Here is a 13,414-nt window from a genome sequence, read left to right on the forward strand (position 1 = left end):
CCTGTTCGGGTGGACACCAACAATTGGCGGTGATTTATCCGACGGCAGTTTTATAATCTATTGATATAACTAGGTTATCGATGACGCAACTGGCGTCCGCACGACAGGGAATCGTCACGCCGGCGATGGACCGCGTCGCCGAGCGAGAGAACTGCGACCCAGAGTTCGTCCGACAGCAGGTGGCCGACGGGCAGGCCGTGATTCCGGCCAACGTCGGTCACGACTCACTCGACCCGACGATTATCGGCCGCGAGTTCGGGACGAAGGTCAACGCCAACATCGGCAACAGCGAGGAGACGAGCGACCTGCGAGGGGAACTGGAGAAACTCCACACCGCGGTCCACTACGGCGCGGACACCGTGATGGACCTCTCGACCGGGGCCGACCTCGACGCGATTCGCGAGGCGAACGTCGAGCACTCCCCGGTCCCTATCGGCACCGTCCCCATCTACGAGGCCGTCAAGCGCGCGGGCGACGCGACGGACGTCACGCACGAACTGCTCTTGAACGTCGTCGAGAAGCAGGCCGAACAGGGCGTCGACTACATGACCATCCACGCCGGCGTTCTGATGGAGCACCTGCCGCTGACCGACGGCCGGAAGACGGGCATCGTCTCCCGCGGCGGGTCCATCCTCGCGCAGTGGATGAAGGACAACGGGATGCAGAACCCGCTCTACGCGAAGTTCGAGGAGATTTGCGAGGTTTTCCGCGAACACGACGTGACGTTCAGCCTCGGCGACGGCCTCCGCCCGGGGTGTCTGGCCGACGCCGGCGACGACGCGCAGTTCGCGGAACTGGACACGCTCGGGGAACTCACGCGGACGGCGTGGGACCACGACGTGCAGGTGATGGTCGAAGGCCCGGGTCACGTCCCGATGGACCAGATTGCCGGACAGGTCGAGCGCCAACAGGAGGTCTGTGACGGCGCGCCGTTCTACGTGCTGGGACCGCTGGTGACGGACGTCGCGCCGGGCTACGACCACATCACGAGCTCCATCGGGGCCACCGAGGCGGCCCGGGCCGGCGCGGCGATGCTGTGTTACGTCACGCCCAAGGAGCATCTGGGCCTCCCCGAGCGCGAGGACGTGCGCGAGGGACTCGCGGCCTACCGCATCGCCGCCCACGCCGCCGACGTGGCGAACGGGCGGGAGGGGGCCCGGGACTGGGACGACGCCCTCTCGGAGGCGCGCTACGCCTTCGACTGGCGCGAGCAGTTCGAACTGGCCCTCGACCCCGACCGGGCCCGCGAGTACCACGACCAGACGCTCCCCGGCGACAACTACAAGGACGCCCGATTCTGCTCGATGTGCGGCGTCGACTTCTGTTCGATGCGCATCGACCGAGACGCCAGAGCGGAGGGCGCGATGGAGACCATCGAGGCCGACGAGGGGTCCCGGACCGACGTGTCAGCGGCCCTCGCCGCCGAGGTGAATCGACCGCCGGTCGGGACCCACGAGGGGGCACCGGTCGACGTGGCCGAGACCCTCGCTGACGACGACTGACCGGAGGCGTCGATAGTTCTTTATGAGCCTGCTACGTACCACGTAACGATGTCGAAGAAGGTACTCGCCGTCGTCGCAATCGTCGCCCTCGCACTGGTCTACTTCGCCAAGAAGTAAGCCGGGGCCCCAGCGGTACAGCCCACAACCACCCTTTTCAGAACCCTTACCCGGCCTACCGACCTACGGCCGCGCATGTACGGCGTCGTCACGCGCAACGAGGAGGAGACCCGGTGGTCGGAGTTCGACCGGGCGTTCTACGAAGTCAAGGACGTCACCGGTCGGGCCGTCGAACCAATCGCCGACGCGGTGAACATGGTGTCGTGTTTCGGCGACAACGCCGTCGAGAGCGAGGAAGAGCTACTGGCGTTCGACGAGGAGGGCACCGCCGCCACCCGCAACGAACCGTACTTCGACTGGACGTACGTCTGCCCGACCCACGAGCGCTACCGGGAGGGGCTACTGGACATCATCGAGGAAGCCGCCGGCGTCAACGAGGACGTGCGTCTGGACGACGTGGGGTTCCCCCGCGACGAGTACTGCCACTGCGACCGCTGTGAAACGAAGTTCGCCGAGAGCGAGTACGAGGACTGGGCGGCGTGGCGGACCGACGTCATCACCTCCTTCGTCGCCGACGCGCGCGAACGGGTCCCCGGGGACCTCTACCTCACGCTCTACCCCGACCCCTATCCCGGGCACCTCGAGTCCCGCACCGGCGTCGACGTGGACGCCGTCGACGAGTTCGTCGACGAGTTCGTCGTCCCCATCTACGACATGGCCTACTCGACGACCTACTGGCTGGAGATTCTCGCCAAGGGGTTCGCGGACCGACTCGACACCCGGTTCAGCGTCGAACTGTACGCCGTCGACGTCGACATCGACGACCTCTCGAAGGCCGTCGAAGTGGCCGCCGAGTACGGCCACTCGGTGCTGTTCGGCTACGACGCGAGCAACGCCCGCGCGACGGTCCGTCGTCTCGACGCCGACGCCCGCGAGGGGCAGTCGTTCGGTCCCGAATGACCGACGGTAGGCGGCGGATGCTTTTTTCCGTCCGACGCGCGTCGGGTCAGGTATGAAAGCCAGACTCAAACGGGCCGTCAGTCGCGCAAAGTACGCCGCCATCGGCGGCGCAGTCGGCGGCGCAGTCGGCGGATTACTCAGTCGGAGCGCCGCGAGTACGGCCGCGGGCATCGGTGCCTTCGCCGGCGCTGTCGTCGGCGAGAAGTGGGCGACGGCCGCCCCGATGGTCGAGAAGGCGAAGTCGAGAGTCCCCCAGAAGCGGAAGTCCGGCGCGGCCGAGGACCAGGCCGAGGCGTAACTCCGGCCCGCCGACGGTCGGTTTCTTCTGTCTGCCGACTCGTCAGTCGAATCGCCGCTCGCGCCAGCGCAGAATCTCCTCGCGGTCCCGCGTGTCCTCGGGTAACTCCCGGAACCACCGGGCCGCGCTTATCTCGTGGTCCGGGTCCTCGACGGAGGGCGTCGTGGTCTCGGCCCGGGCCTCGTACACCGGGAGCAGACCCCACGTGCTGTTGCCGTCGCAGTAGAACTCGACGCGGCCCAACATCCCGAGGCCCCCGAGGGTGGCCTCGATGCCGCCCTCCTCGCCGAGTTCGCGGAGCGCCGCCTCGCGGAAGGACTCGTCGCCGTCGAGTTCGCCGCCCGGGAGGACCCACTTGTCGACGCCCTCGTGACGGACCAACAGGAGTTCGCCCGACGGGCGGTAGGCGAGGGTGTGCGCCCCGAAGGGGGCCCCGTGGTCTCGGGCGTCCTCGGCGACGCTCCGGAACCGCGGGCGTGGAACGCGCCGCCGGCGGGTGAACTCCACGAACCCGTCGTGTCGCTCGGTCAGGTCGTGGTAGGTCTGCTCGGCCTGTTGGCTGGCGACGTCGGCGAGATACCACAGGTCGTCGACGGTGGTCATCTGTGGCGTCCGGGCGGGTCGTGGCTACCGCGCGCCGACAGCGACTGGAGAGGCGAAGACGAACCGGTCATGCCGACGGGTACGCGTGAGAATCACTATAAGTCTTCGACACCCGAGCGAGCGGGGTCGGTCACCGGCGGCGTTCCGGGCGGACGACGTGCCTCGGGTCGAATCAGTCCCTTTTTGAGCGGTCATCGAGTACCGCCGGGCATGGCATTCGAAGAAGACGACAGCGTCATTCTCCACGACGAGCACAGCGACTACGACGGGCAAGAGGGGACCATCACGCAGGTGGTCGAGACGATGTTCGGCGACGCCAACTACACCGTCTCCTTCGAGGACGGGCAGGAACAGGGCGTCCCCGAGGACAACCTCGAAGCCGTCGAGGAGTAGGCCCGGATGTCGTCGGTGCCGTTCCACTACGTCGACCTCCGGACGTTCTGTTACGCCACGGAGGACGAGAAACGCGTCGAGCAAGCCCTGCGGACGTTCCTCCCTGACGACTGGGAGATAGAGCGTGCGGAGAGCGAGGGGCACTACGGCGACCGCATCGTCGTCCTCTCTGCGCGCGTCGAGAACGCCGACGACGTGCGCCACGTCCTCTCGCAGGTGGCGACGCTCGACGACATCGACGCGGTGCGTGCGGAACTCGACGACAGGGTCGACGACAACTGCTCGTTCTTCCTCACGTTCGACAAGCAGGTCGCCTTCGGCGGTGACGTCCGTCGGGGCGACGGCATCACGTTGCGGGCGAAAGTGGAGGCCTACCCCGCAAAGCGGGAGAAGGCGGTCGCGAACGCCCGCGAACTGCTGGACGAACTCTGATGTACGAGGCCGTCCACGCGCACCCCGACGGCGACAGCACCGTCGCCAGACACGCGCTGACGGCCGCCGAGTACGGCTTCGACGGCGTCGTCGTCCGCAACCACGGCGACCGGCCCGCCGACTACGACGCCGACGCCGTCGCCGAGGAGTACGGCGTCGACGTGGTGGACGGGGTGGAAGTGCGCGCCGACGCCCCCTCGCAGGCCAGCGGCCTCGTCGGGAACCACCGCTCGAAGCGGACGCTAGTGGTCGTCCACGGCGGCGACCACGCTATCAACCGGTTCGCCGTCGAGAACCCGGCGGTGGACGTCCTCGCACACCCGATGCGGAGCGACGGGGACTTCAACCACGTCCTCGCCAACGCCGCCGCCGACAACGGCGTCCGCGTCGAGTTCTCGTTCCGGTCGGTCCTGCGAGACACCGGGGGGAGTCGCGTCAGAGCGGTGCAGGACCTCCGGAAACTCCGGGAACTCGTCGCGGACGCTGGCACCCCCTACGTCGTCTCCGCGGACCCCCGGAATCACCTCGAACTCCGCGCCCCCCGCGAACTCGTCGCGGTGGGCGAGACGGTCGGCTTCAGTGCCGAGCAGATACGGGACGGACTGGCCGAGTGGGGCGCTCTCGCCGAGCGAAACCGGCGGCTGACCGACGATTCCTTCGTCGAGCCCGGCGTCCGCCTCGACGACGAGGACGAGTGACGCCGTCGGTTGATTGAACCGTCTGGTGGATTTATTTACAGGTCGGTAGAGGCTGGTGACATGACCGAGACGCGTCCGAAGTTCGGGGCACTGGTACTCGCGTCGCTCGCGGGCGTCGTCGGCACGGAATACCTGCTCGGGGGTGCGCTGGCGGTGATAGCGACGTCGGTGAACAGTTCGATGCTCGTCGCCGGGTCCGTCCCCCTGTCGGCGGCGTGTGGCACCTTGCTGGCCGTCGTCGCCGGCGGGTTCGTGGACGGGGCCGTCTGGGCGCGGTACGCCGCGCTCGTCGTGTTCGTCGTCCTCGCCGGCCTCAGCGTCCCCGCGGTGCTCGCACCCGACCCGATAGTCGCCGCCGAGACGGTCGGAGTGGTTCTTGCGAGCGGGTATCTGGCCGTCCGGAACCCTGTCGAACGGGTCGAAGAACCGGACGTCGAATCGGTAGACAGCGCCAGTCGGTTCGGGTCGACGCTCCGCTGAGGGGCGTCCGGACACCGGACCGTTCTTCACCCGGCCACGCCAACGGTCGGTATGGGCCAGTCTCTGACGGAGGGGGTTCGATGAAACACCTCCCCAAGCATCTCCAGCCGCGGTGGCGCTATCTCGCGGTAGCCATCGAGACGTGGCCGGACGCGACCTTCGACCGGCGTGGCTTCCAGCGCGACGTGTGGTACGCCACGCAGAACCTGCTCGGCGACACCGGGAGCGCCGACGCCGACGCGACGGTCCTCCGGTTCCACCACGAGGACGGGCAGGGTCACGCGGTCGTCCGAGTGCGACGGGGCCACACCGACGCGGCGCGGGCCGCGCTGGCCTGTATCGACGACGTCGACGGCCACCCCGTCGGCCTGCGCGTGACGGGCACGAGCGGGACCGTGCGTGCCTGTGAAGAAAAATATATACGCCGCCCGGCGGAACCATCCGAACAGAGACACGTCGTGTTCCAGAACGCCGACAGGCGCGCCGTCGCCCGCGACCAGCGAGTCGACGTGCGCACCGACGATTCGTTCGTGGGCGCGACAGACCTCGATTTCCGATAACTATGCAGGGACAAAACCAACAGCAGGCGTACGACCGCGGGATTACTATCTTCTCTCCGGACGGACGTCTCTATCAGGTAGAGTACGCCCGCGAAGCGGTCAAGCGGGGGACGGCAAGCATCGGCATCCGAACGAAGGACGGCGTGGTCCTCGCCGTCGACAAGCGCATCCGCTCGCCGCTGATGGAGCGGTCCTCGGTCGAGAAGATTCACAAAGCCGACGACCACATCGGCATCGCCTCGGCCGGCCACGTCGCCGACGCGCGACAGCTCATAGACTTCGCCCGCCGGCAGGCGCAGGTCAACCAGCTACGGTACGGCGAGCCAGTAGGCGTCGAGACGCTCACGAAGGAGATTACGGACTACATCCAGCAGTACACGCAGGTCGGCGGGGCCCGACCGTTCGGCGTCGCCCTCATCATCGCCGGTATCGCCGACGGCGAACCCCGCCTGTACGAGACCGACCCCTCGGGGACGCCCTACGAGTGGAAGGCGCTGGCCGTCGGCGCCGACCGAGGCGACATCCGGGACTACCTCGAATCACACTACGACGAGGAGATGGACCTGGACGCCGGCGTCGACCTCGCGCTGGCCGCGCTCGCGTCGGTCAACGACGACGAACTCGCCCCGGAGGGCATCGGCATCGCCGTCATCGACGTCGAAACCGAGCAGTTCCGCGAACTCTCCGACGAGGAGAAAGCCGAACATCTCGCCGAGGCAGACCTGCTCGCAGACGAGGAGGAGGCGTCTGACGACGAACCCGAAGACGAGGAGTGACGCGCCGACCAGACGCGCTTTCTGGCCGCCTGCCGTAGCGTCGGCCGCTCTGTGAGCGCCCCACGCAGTAAGGCCTTTAACCGACCCACCGCTACCGACAGGTATGATATCGCTTGACGAGGCGGTGACGGCGCGCCTCGAGACCCACGGACAGCGGTTCGAGGTACTGGTCGACCCCGACGCCGCTCTCGCCATCAAACGCGGCGAGTTCGACGGCGAGTTAGAGGACGTCATCGCCGCCGAGGACGTCTTCGAGGACGCCTCACGCGGCGACCGGCCGCCGGAGGAGAGTCTGAAAGAGGTGTTCGACACCACCGACCCGATGGAGATTATCCCGGAGGTCATCGAGCGCGGTGAGATACAGATTACGGCCGAGCAGCGCCGGGAGATGCAGGAACAGAAACACAAGCAACTCGTCCAGCGCATCACCCGGAACGCGGTCAACCCACAGATGGACGACGCGCCGCACCCGCCCGAGCGCATCGAGTCGGCGCTGGAGGAGACTGACTTCCGCGTCGACCCGATGGAACCCGTCGAGACGCAGGTCGACGACGCACTCGACGCCCTGCGACCGGTCATCCCTATCCGGTTCGACGAGGTGACCGTCGCCGTGCAGGTGCCCGCCGAGTACGCGGGGAGCGCACAGGCGAAGATTCGGCAGTTCGGCGACCTCGAACGCGAGGAGTGGCAGGCCGACGGGTCGTGGGTCGGGGTCCTTACGTTCCCGGCCGGGATGCAGAACGACTTCTACGACCTCGTCAACGAGAACACCAGCGGCGAGGCAGAGACGCGAATCATCAAGGACGAAGACGACATCAACACCCGCGGGTAGCGGGCGTCGTCTCCGGGAACGGCCCGTTTTCGAGTTATCCCTTCTTGAAGCCGACGAGGAAGCCGCCGGTGAATCCAGCGCTGACCGGGAGGGCGGCCAGTATCGACATCAGCCACGACGGGGGCTGACCCGCCGCCGCTTCGGTAGCGCCACTGGTCGCGTTCTGTGCGGCCCCGCCGATGGCCTGCCAGTTGACCTCCAGAATCCCCCTCGTCTCGAGGAACTTGAACAGCGCCAGTTCGAGGCCGACGATGACCGCGATGAGTTTCGCGACCTTCTTCGCGGCGAACCCGATGATGCCGCCGATGAGGCCGCCGGCCCCGAACTCCAGTCCCATCTGCTGGAGGCCGAAACCGTCCATCTGCAGTGCAAACTCTACCATACAGCATACCTGACTGTCGTATTTTATATCCTTTGTGCTAACGGCGGCGCCGTCTGCCACTACTGCGTAGCCACCCCGCAGATTAAATAATCGGACGGCGTAGTATCCGCCGAGTGACGGCGACACACACGACGGACCGAGCAGTTGTCGCGAAACGAGTCGACAGCGGCACGGCCGATACCGAGGAGATTCGTGACCTCGCGCGGTCGGCGGGCTACGCCGTCGTCGGCGAGATAACCCAGACGCGGACCGAAGACCCCGCCTACCACCTCGGTGAGGGGAAGGTGACGCGACTGGCCAACACCGTCGCCCGCGAGGGGGCGACGGCGGTCATCTTCGACAACCAGTTGGGTCCGTACCAGACGTACAACATCGGGAACGAACTCCCGGAAGGCGTAAAGGTCATCGACCGGTTCCGCCTCATTCTGGAGATATTCGGCCAGCGTGCCCAGACACGCAAGGCGCAGTTACAGGTCGAACTCGCCGAACTGCGCTACGAACTGCCGCGGGCCGAAGCCAAAGCCAGCCTCGCCAAGCGCGACGAGCGCCCCGGGTTCATGGGCCTCGGCGAGTACGACGAGAGCCGCGAGGAGGACATCAAAAAGCAGATTGCCAACATCCGGGACGAACTCGAGTCCATCGAGGAGACCGAGCAACACCGGCGCGAGCAGCGCCGGGAGTCCGGGTTCGACCTCGTGGCGCTGGCGGGCTACACGAACGCCGGTAAGTCGACCCTCCTCCGACGTATGGCCGACGACTTGGAGGTCGACGAGAACGACGACCTCCACCCGGACCTCGATACGACCGCCGAGAGCGAGGACCGCCTGTTCACGACGCTCGGGACCACGACACGGCGTGCCGCGGTGGGCAAGCGAGAGGTGCTGGTCACCGACACCGTCGGCTTCATCCAGAACCTCCCACACTGGCTGGTCGAGTCGTTCAAGTCCACGCTGGACTCGGTGTACCGCGCGGACCTCGTGTTGCTCGTCGTGGACGTCTCCGAGTCCGTCGAGGAGATACGCGAGAAACTCGTGACGAGTCACGACACCCTCTACGAGCGCAACGAAGCGCCCATCGTCACGGTGCTGAACAAGACCGACACCGTCCCCGACGAGGAGGTCGAGCGCAAGCGGGCGGCGCTCTCGAAACTCGCGCCCCATCCCGTGGCCGTCAGCGCGAAAGAGGGGCTGAACATCGACGACCTCGCGGCCCGCATCGACGAGGAACTCCCCGACTACGAACGCGAGCGCCTCGTCCTCCCCATGACGGAGGAGACGATGAGCGTCGTCTCGTGGATTCACGACCACGCCCACGTCGAAGACGTGGACTACGGCGACGAGGTGGTCATCGAGTTCGAGGCCCGGCCGGCAATCGTCGAGCAGTCGCGCGCCAAGGCCGGGGACCTCGTCGGCGCGTCAGCCTGACGTCGCGTTGCGGCCGTTCTCGCGGAGGTGCTCGTCGAGGAAGCGCAGCGTCTTCGACCACGCGTCTCTCGTCGCGTCGGGGTCGAAGCGCTCGCCGCTCGGGTTCGCAAAGGCGTGGTTCGCGCCCTCGTAGACGTAAATCTCCCGCTCGACGCCGAGGTCGGCCAGCGTTCGGTCGAACGCGCGGACGTTCTCGATGCCGACGACTCGGTCCTCGGACCCGAAGATGCCCAGCACCGGCCCGTCGATGCGCTGGAGCGTCGTCTCGTTCGTCGTGAGCGTCCCGTAGTAGATGACCGTCGCGTTCAGGTCCGCGTCGCTCAGACTCAGTTGCAGGCTCTGCCCGCCGCCGAAGCACCACCCGAGGCTGGCGACGCGGTCCGTCGTGTCGGAGCGGTTCCGGAGGCCGGTGGTAGCACGACTCATCTTCGCTACGGCCTCGTCTGGGTTGTCTCGCACTTCGCCAGACAGTTGGGCGGCGTACGAGGAGTTGGTCGCCACCCGACCGTCGTACAGGTCGACGGCGAAGACGACGTAGCCGTGGCCGGCGAGGATGTCGGCCATGTGCCTGATGTTCTCGTTGAGACCCCACCACTCGTGAATCATGACGACGGCGGGGTAGGTGCCGTTGTCGGCCGGTCGAGCCAGATACCCCGGCGTCCCGTCTATCGTCGTGTTCCGCGACGTGATGGCCGAGAGGTTCTCGGCGCCGAATATCTCGGCGTTCGACCCCGACGTGACCGCTCGACAGGTGCCGTTCTTCTCGATGGCACCCGGCTGACAGCCCACGTGTGGCGTCTGGGTGTAGGACGCCTCGGCAGTGGTCGTCCGTGGCGTCGGCGTGTCTGTCTCGGTGGGCGTTCCCGTCTCTGTCGGTGTCTGCCCACCACTCTGAGAGAGGCCGGCACAACCGCTCAGGACGACAAGCAGGGCGACCACTACCGCGAGCGAACTGGAGCGCATGGTCTACCCAGAAGGGGAGTTCGTGTAAATCGGTTGTTACTAGTTGTCTCGCAGATAGATTCGCGCCGCGAGACACAGGGGCGAGCGACCCTACACTGTTGGCCCAGGAATCGAAACTGCCGTCAGTCGTCGGCGTCGCCCGCCCACAGCGCCGGTGGCACCGCGTCGAGGAGGTCCGTCGCGACCAGACCGTACCCCTGGTCTTCGACGACCGCATCGCCAGCTCCGCCGACGGCGTAGGCCGCGATGCTCGCCGCGTGGCGCGGTTCCTGCACGCACGCCAGCGCGCCGGTGACCCCTGCCAGTACGTCGCCGGTACCGCCGACGGTCATCCCGGGGTTGCCGGTTCGGTTGACACGGGTTCGTTCGCCGTCGGAAATCACGTCGTAGGGACCCTTCACGAGGAGCGTGTGGCCAATATCGGCCGCGAACTCTTCGACGAGGTCGGCGCGCTCGCGCCAGTCGTCGCTCGTCTCGCCGCCCATCTTCCGGAGTTCGCCCTGATGGGGAGTACAGACGAGGTCGGCGTCGGTGTCGACGTCCGGGACCACCGAGAGGGCGTCCGCGTCGACGACGGCCGTGCCGTCGAACCGCTCGAGGAGGTCGCCGACGGCCGCCAGCGTCTCGTCGGCGTCGCCCAGTCCCGGCCCGAGGACGAGCGTATCGTGGCCGCTGGCGAGGTCGGTCAGCCAGTCGACGTGACCGGGGGCGAGTTGCTCGCCCTCGTACTCCCGGAGGATGAGGTTCTCGGAGTACCCCTGTATCTCGCGGGCGACAGACTCGGGGGCGGCGACCCGAACGAGGTCGGCGCCGCCCCGGAGCGCGGCCTGTGCCGACAGCGCGGGCGCGCCGGTGTAGGGACCGCCGCCGACGACGAGTACCTCCCCGTTGTCGCCCTTGTGGCTGGACGGGTCGCGCGTCAGTCGCGTCAGGTCGCCCCGTTCGACGAACAGTTCGGCCGCGTCGGGGATACCGATGTCCGCGACGGTGACCGTCGCGTCGAGGGCCGAGAGACCCGGTTTCGTGTCGTGGAACGTGACGACGTGGTCGGCCTCGACGGCGTTGTCGGCGAGGCTGCCGTCCTCGGCGTCGAGGCCCGAAGGCACGTCCACCGAGAGGACCGTCGCGTCGCTCCCGTTCGTCGCCGCCGCGGCGGTGGCTTCGGGTTCGCGGAGCGCCCCGCTGATTCCGGTCCCGAGCATCGCGTCCACCACGAGGGCCGGGTCGTCGAGGTCGAACTGCGAGGCGTCGCGAACCTGTTCGGTCGGGTACTCGGCGGACTGGAGGGCGTCCCAGTTCTCCCGCGAGATGTCGGTCGTGATGGTCTCGGGCCGACCGAGCAAGAGGACTCGGAGGTCGTAGTCGTCGAGGAAGCGGGCGGCGACGAGGGCGTCACCGCCGTTGTTCCCACGGCCAGCGACGATAGTGACGGCCGAACCGGGGTCGGCGTGCTCTCGTACCGCCCGCGCGACGGCGTTGCCCGAAGACTCCATCAACTGCTTGCGCGGCACGCCCAGCGCCGCCGCGTTCTCGTCGACGACGCCCATCTCTGAGCCAGTGAGCATGGGCGAGGGTTCGGCTCCCTCCGTGGTAACGCTACGGGTGAGATTCGAGGCGCGGCGGACGTGTGTGGAGGCGGCGAGTGCCGAAGCGCGCCCAGAGTCGACCGCCGACACGGCGATGTCGCGTCTGTCGGGTCGCGGCGGTCACCAGCGAACCTCGAACCCCTCCATCCCCTCCGGGTCCTCCTCGTGAACCTCGACGTCGGTGACGTTGGCGCGGGTACTCCCCTCGTGACAGTACTCGACCATGGCCTCGACGGCGTCCGGGTCCCCCTCGAAGACGGCCTCGACGCGCCCGTCGTCTAAGTTCTTCACCCAGCCGTCGACCCCCTTCTCACGGGCCGTATCGCGGGTCGTCGCCCTGTAGTAGACTCCCTGGACCCGGCCGGAGACGTACACGTGCACGCGTTCGCGAGCCATGGGCGGGGGTGCGTCGGCGACGACCAAAACTGTGTCCACCGAGTTCGACACCGCCCTCGTTCTCGGCGGACCGGCGACTACGAACTCGAATCGCGTGGGAGTAGCCCGCTTCGAGGCGTCTCACTCGCCGCCCGACCGGAGGTAGTGAAAGAGGTACGTCTGGGTGTAGCCGGCGTACTCGCCGCCCAGCGTCTCCCGAATCGCCCGCGAGGTGTCCGCGTAGTTGCCACGCTCGCACTCGGGGTAGTACTCCTCGATTGTCGTCCGAATCCACGTGTCGAGCGGCACGGCCTCCAGATACCCCAGCGAGAACAGCAGGATGCAGTCGGCCACCTTGTCGCCCACGCCGACGAACTCGGTCAGTTCGTCGCGGGCGTCCTCGTAGGGGAGGCCCGCCGCGTCCGTCGGGTCGGCCTCACCGTCGGCGACCATCTCCGCCGAGCGCTTGACGTAGGGCGCGCGATAGCCGAGGTTCAGGTCCCGCAACTCGGCCTCGCTCGCGGCGGCCAGCGCCGACGGCGTCGGGAAGGCGTGGTAGGTGCGCCCGTCGAACGTGACCGTCTCGCCGAACGCCCGCCGAAGGGACTGTTGCATCCCGTGGATGCGCCCGACCCGCATCTGGGCCGAGCAGATGAAGGAGACGAGCGTGGGGAAGGCGGGGTCGCGGACGATGCGCATCCCCCAATAGGCGTCGTAGGCGTCGTCGACGATGTCGTCGGCCGGGGCCGTCGCCCGAATCGCCGGGAGGTCGTCGTCCAACCCCAACAGGGTCCGGAGGCGCGACTCGGCGTCCATCGAGGACTCCCAGACGAGTTCCCCGTCGGTCTGGCGCACGCGGACGACTTCGGGGTCGCCGTCGACGCGGACCGTCGTCCAGTACCACGCGTCGCCGCCGCTCGCGGCCGCCCGCTCGTACATCGCCCCGTCCTCGCGGTCCCAGAGGTAGGACTGGCCGCTCTCGACGGTCGCTTGCAGGTCGATGCCCCCGGAGAGCGCGCCGACGTCGATGCGTCCGCATTCCATCGTCGTGTGGGACGGCACGGACGCCTTTCCGGGTTTCTATCCGCGCCGC

Annotated in this window: 17 protein-coding genes; 11 read left to right on the forward strand and 6 right to left on the reverse strand. The window is 67.6% G+C overall.

Annotation, left to right across the window (positions count from 1 at the left end; translation table 11 throughout):
• The first annotated feature begins 80 nt into the window (after window positions 1-80).
• The 3 genes from thiC to Hhyl6_RS01825 all read left to right on the forward strand — a co-directional run bounded on the left by thiC (window position 81) and on the right by Hhyl6_RS01825 (window position 2,817).
• A complete protein-coding gene (gene thiC / locus Hhyl6_RS01815) occupies window positions 81-1,502 on the forward strand; it encodes a phosphomethylpyrimidine synthase ThiC (RefSeq protein ID WP_483737512.1) in 1,422 nt (473 codons plus the stop codon).
• A gap of 192 nt (window positions 1,503-1,694) precedes the next feature.
• Complete coding sequence (locus Hhyl6_RS01820; RefSeq protein ID WP_483737513.1) at window positions 1,695-2,519, forward strand: alpha-amylase family protein; 825 nt, start codon at window positions 1,695-1,697, stop codon at window positions 2,517-2,519.
• Between the two features lie 52 nt (window positions 2,520-2,571).
• A complete protein-coding gene (locus Hhyl6_RS01825) occupies window positions 2,572-2,817 on the forward strand; it encodes a hypothetical protein (RefSeq protein ID WP_483737514.1) in 246 nt (81 codons plus the stop codon).
• Between the two features lie 42 nt (window positions 2,818-2,859).
• Here Hhyl6_RS01825 and Hhyl6_RS01830 read toward each other — a convergent pair whose 3' ends face one another.
• A complete protein-coding gene (locus tag Hhyl6_RS01830; protein WP_483737515.1) occupies window positions 2,860-3,420 on the reverse strand; it encodes an NUDIX hydrolase in 561 nt (186 codons plus the stop codon).
• 210 nt (window positions 3,421-3,630) lie between these two features.
• On the opposite strand from Hhyl6_RS01830, the gene Hhyl6_RS01835 reads away from it, so the two are divergent.
• The 7 genes from Hhyl6_RS01835 to Hhyl6_RS01865 all read left to right on the forward strand — a co-directional run bounded on the left by Hhyl6_RS01835 (window position 3,631) and on the right by Hhyl6_RS01865 (window position 7,591).
• Window positions 3,631-3,813: a DUF1918 domain-containing protein gene (locus tag Hhyl6_RS01835; protein ID WP_483737516.1), complete on the forward strand. Its 183-nt coding sequence runs from the start codon at window positions 3,631-3,633 to the stop codon at window positions 3,811-3,813.
• 6 nt (window positions 3,814-3,819) lie between these two features.
• Window positions 3,820-4,245, forward strand: coding sequence for an RNA-binding protein (locus tag Hhyl6_RS01840; RefSeq protein ID WP_483737517.1), 426 nt, complete (start codon window positions 3,820-3,822; stop codon window positions 4,243-4,245).
• Window positions 4,245-4,943 (forward strand): RNase P subunit p30 family protein, encoded by a 699-nt coding sequence (locus Hhyl6_RS01845; RefSeq protein ID WP_483737518.1) that lies wholly within the window; start codon window positions 4,245-4,247, stop codon window positions 4,941-4,943. Before Hhyl6_RS01840 ends, Hhyl6_RS01845 begins: the two co-directional genes overlap by 1 nt.
• 60 nt (window positions 4,944-5,003) lie before the next feature.
• Complete coding sequence (locus Hhyl6_RS01850) at window positions 5,004-5,423, forward strand: hypothetical protein (protein WP_483737519.1); 420 nt, start codon at window positions 5,004-5,006, stop codon at window positions 5,421-5,423.
• An 80-nt stretch (window positions 5,424-5,503) separates the two neighbouring features.
• On the forward strand, window positions 5,504-5,983 hold the full coding sequence (locus tag Hhyl6_RS01855; RefSeq protein WP_483737520.1) for an Rpp14/Pop5 family protein: 480 nt from the start codon (window positions 5,504-5,506) through the stop codon (window positions 5,981-5,983).
• Window positions 5,984-5,985: 2 nt separating this feature from the next.
• The gene (gene psmA, locus Hhyl6_RS01860; RefSeq protein ID WP_483737521.1) at window positions 5,986-6,759 is read left to right on the forward strand and encodes an archaeal proteasome endopeptidase complex subunit alpha; all 774 of its coding nucleotides are present in this window, start codon (window positions 5,986-5,988) and stop codon (window positions 6,757-6,759) included.
• Window positions 6,760-6,862: 103 nt separating this feature from the next.
• The gene (locus Hhyl6_RS01865; protein WP_483737522.1) at window positions 6,863-7,591 is read left to right on the forward strand and encodes a ribosome assembly factor SBDS; all 729 of its coding nucleotides are present in this window, start codon (window positions 6,863-6,865) and stop codon (window positions 7,589-7,591) included.
• Window positions 7,592-7,625: 34 nt separating this feature from the next.
• Here Hhyl6_RS01865 and Hhyl6_RS01870 read toward each other — a convergent pair whose 3' ends face one another.
• Window positions 7,626-7,973, reverse strand: coding sequence for an FUN14 domain-containing protein (locus Hhyl6_RS01870; RefSeq protein ID WP_483737523.1), 348 nt, complete (start codon window positions 7,971-7,973; stop codon window positions 7,626-7,628).
• Window positions 7,974-8,086: 113 nt separating this feature from the next.
• Between Hhyl6_RS01870 and hflX the strand changes: the two genes are divergently transcribed.
• Window positions 8,087-9,397 carry a GTPase HflX gene (gene hflX, locus Hhyl6_RS01875; protein WP_483737524.1) on the forward strand — a complete coding sequence of 437 codons (1,311 nt, stop codon included), beginning with the start codon at window positions 8,087-8,089 and terminating at the stop codon, window positions 9,395-9,397.
• Here hflX and Hhyl6_RS01880 read toward each other — a convergent pair.
• The 4 genes from Hhyl6_RS01880 to Hhyl6_RS01895 form a co-directional block, all read right to left on the reverse strand.
• Entirely contained in the window at window positions 9,389-10,360 is a 972-nt protein-coding gene (locus Hhyl6_RS01880) for a dienelactone hydrolase family protein (RefSeq protein ID WP_483737525.1), read from the reverse strand. The two genes, hflX and Hhyl6_RS01880, sit on opposite strands and share 9 nt — an antisense overlap.
• Window positions 10,361-10,482: 122 nt before the next feature.
• On the reverse strand, window positions 10,483-11,925 hold the full coding sequence (locus tag Hhyl6_RS01885; protein WP_483737526.1) for an NAD(P)H-hydrate dehydratase: 1,443 nt from the start codon (window positions 11,923-11,925) through the stop codon (window positions 10,483-10,485).
• A 141-nt stretch (window positions 11,926-12,066) separates the two neighbouring features.
• On the reverse strand, window positions 12,067-12,342 hold the full coding sequence (locus Hhyl6_RS01890; protein ID WP_483737527.1) for an acylphosphatase: 276 nt from the start codon (window positions 12,340-12,342) through the stop codon (window positions 12,067-12,069).
• Window positions 12,343-12,462: 120 nt separating this feature from the next.
• Window positions 12,463-13,365 (reverse strand): DNA-3-methyladenine glycosylase family protein, encoded by a 903-nt coding sequence (locus Hhyl6_RS01895; protein ID WP_483737528.1) that lies wholly within the window; start codon window positions 13,363-13,365, stop codon window positions 12,463-12,465.
• Window positions 13,366-13,414 lie beyond the last annotated feature (49 nt).

This window comes from Haloarcula sp. H-hyl6, from assembly GCF_056934455.1.

Coding starts and splice junctions, on each gene's coding strand:
- Hhyl6_RS01835 (WP_483737516.1), top strand. CDS start 3,631: ATGGCATTCGAAGAAGACGACAGCGTCATTCTCCACGACGAGCACAGC.
- Hhyl6_RS01855 (WP_483737520.1), top strand. CDS start 5,504: ATGAAACACCTCCCCAAGCATCTCCAGCCGCGGTGGCGCTATCTCGCG.
- Hhyl6_RS01845 (WP_483737518.1), top strand. CDS start 4,245: ATGTACGAGGCCGTCCACGCGCACCCCGACGGCGACAGCACCGTCGCC.
- Hhyl6_RS01865 (WP_483737522.1), top strand. CDS start 6,863: ATGATATCGCTTGACGAGGCGGTGACGGCGCGCCTCGAGACCCACGGA.
- Hhyl6_RS01885 (WP_483737526.1), bottom strand. CDS start 11,925: ATGCTCACTGGCTCAGAGATGGGCGTCGTCGACGAGAACGCGGCGGCG.
- psmA (WP_483737521.1), top strand. CDS start 5,986: ATGCAGGGACAAAACCAACAGCAGGCGTACGACCGCGGGATTACTATC.
- Hhyl6_RS01830 (WP_483737515.1), bottom strand. CDS start 3,420: ATGACCACCGTCGACGACCTGTGGTATCTCGCCGACGTCGCCAGCCAA.
- Hhyl6_RS01840 (WP_483737517.1), top strand. CDS start 3,820: ATGTCGTCGGTGCCGTTCCACTACGTCGACCTCCGGACGTTCTGTTAC.
- Hhyl6_RS01895 (WP_483737528.1), bottom strand. CDS start 13,365: ATGGAATGCGGACGCATCGACGTCGGCGCGCTCTCCGGGGGCATCGAC.
- Hhyl6_RS01890 (WP_483737527.1), bottom strand. CDS start 12,342: ATGGCTCGCGAACGCGTGCACGTGTACGTCTCCGGCCGGGTCCAGGGA.
- Hhyl6_RS01825 (WP_483737514.1), top strand. CDS start 2,572: ATGAAAGCCAGACTCAAACGGGCCGTCAGTCGCGCAAAGTACGCCGCC.
- Hhyl6_RS01820 (WP_483737513.1), top strand. CDS start 1,695: ATGTACGGCGTCGTCACGCGCAACGAGGAGGAGACCCGGTGGTCGGAG.
- Hhyl6_RS01870 (WP_483737523.1), bottom strand. CDS start 7,973: ATGGTAGAGTTTGCACTGCAGATGGACGGTTTCGGCCTCCAGCAGATG.
- Hhyl6_RS01880 (WP_483737525.1), bottom strand. CDS start 10,360: ATGCGCTCCAGTTCGCTCGCGGTAGTGGTCGCCCTGCTTGTCGTCCTG.
- Hhyl6_RS01850 (WP_483737519.1), top strand. CDS start 5,004: ATGACCGAGACGCGTCCGAAGTTCGGGGCACTGGTACTCGCGTCGCTC.
- thiC (WP_483737512.1), top strand. CDS start 81: ATGACGCAACTGGCGTCCGCACGACAGGGAATCGTCACGCCGGCGATG.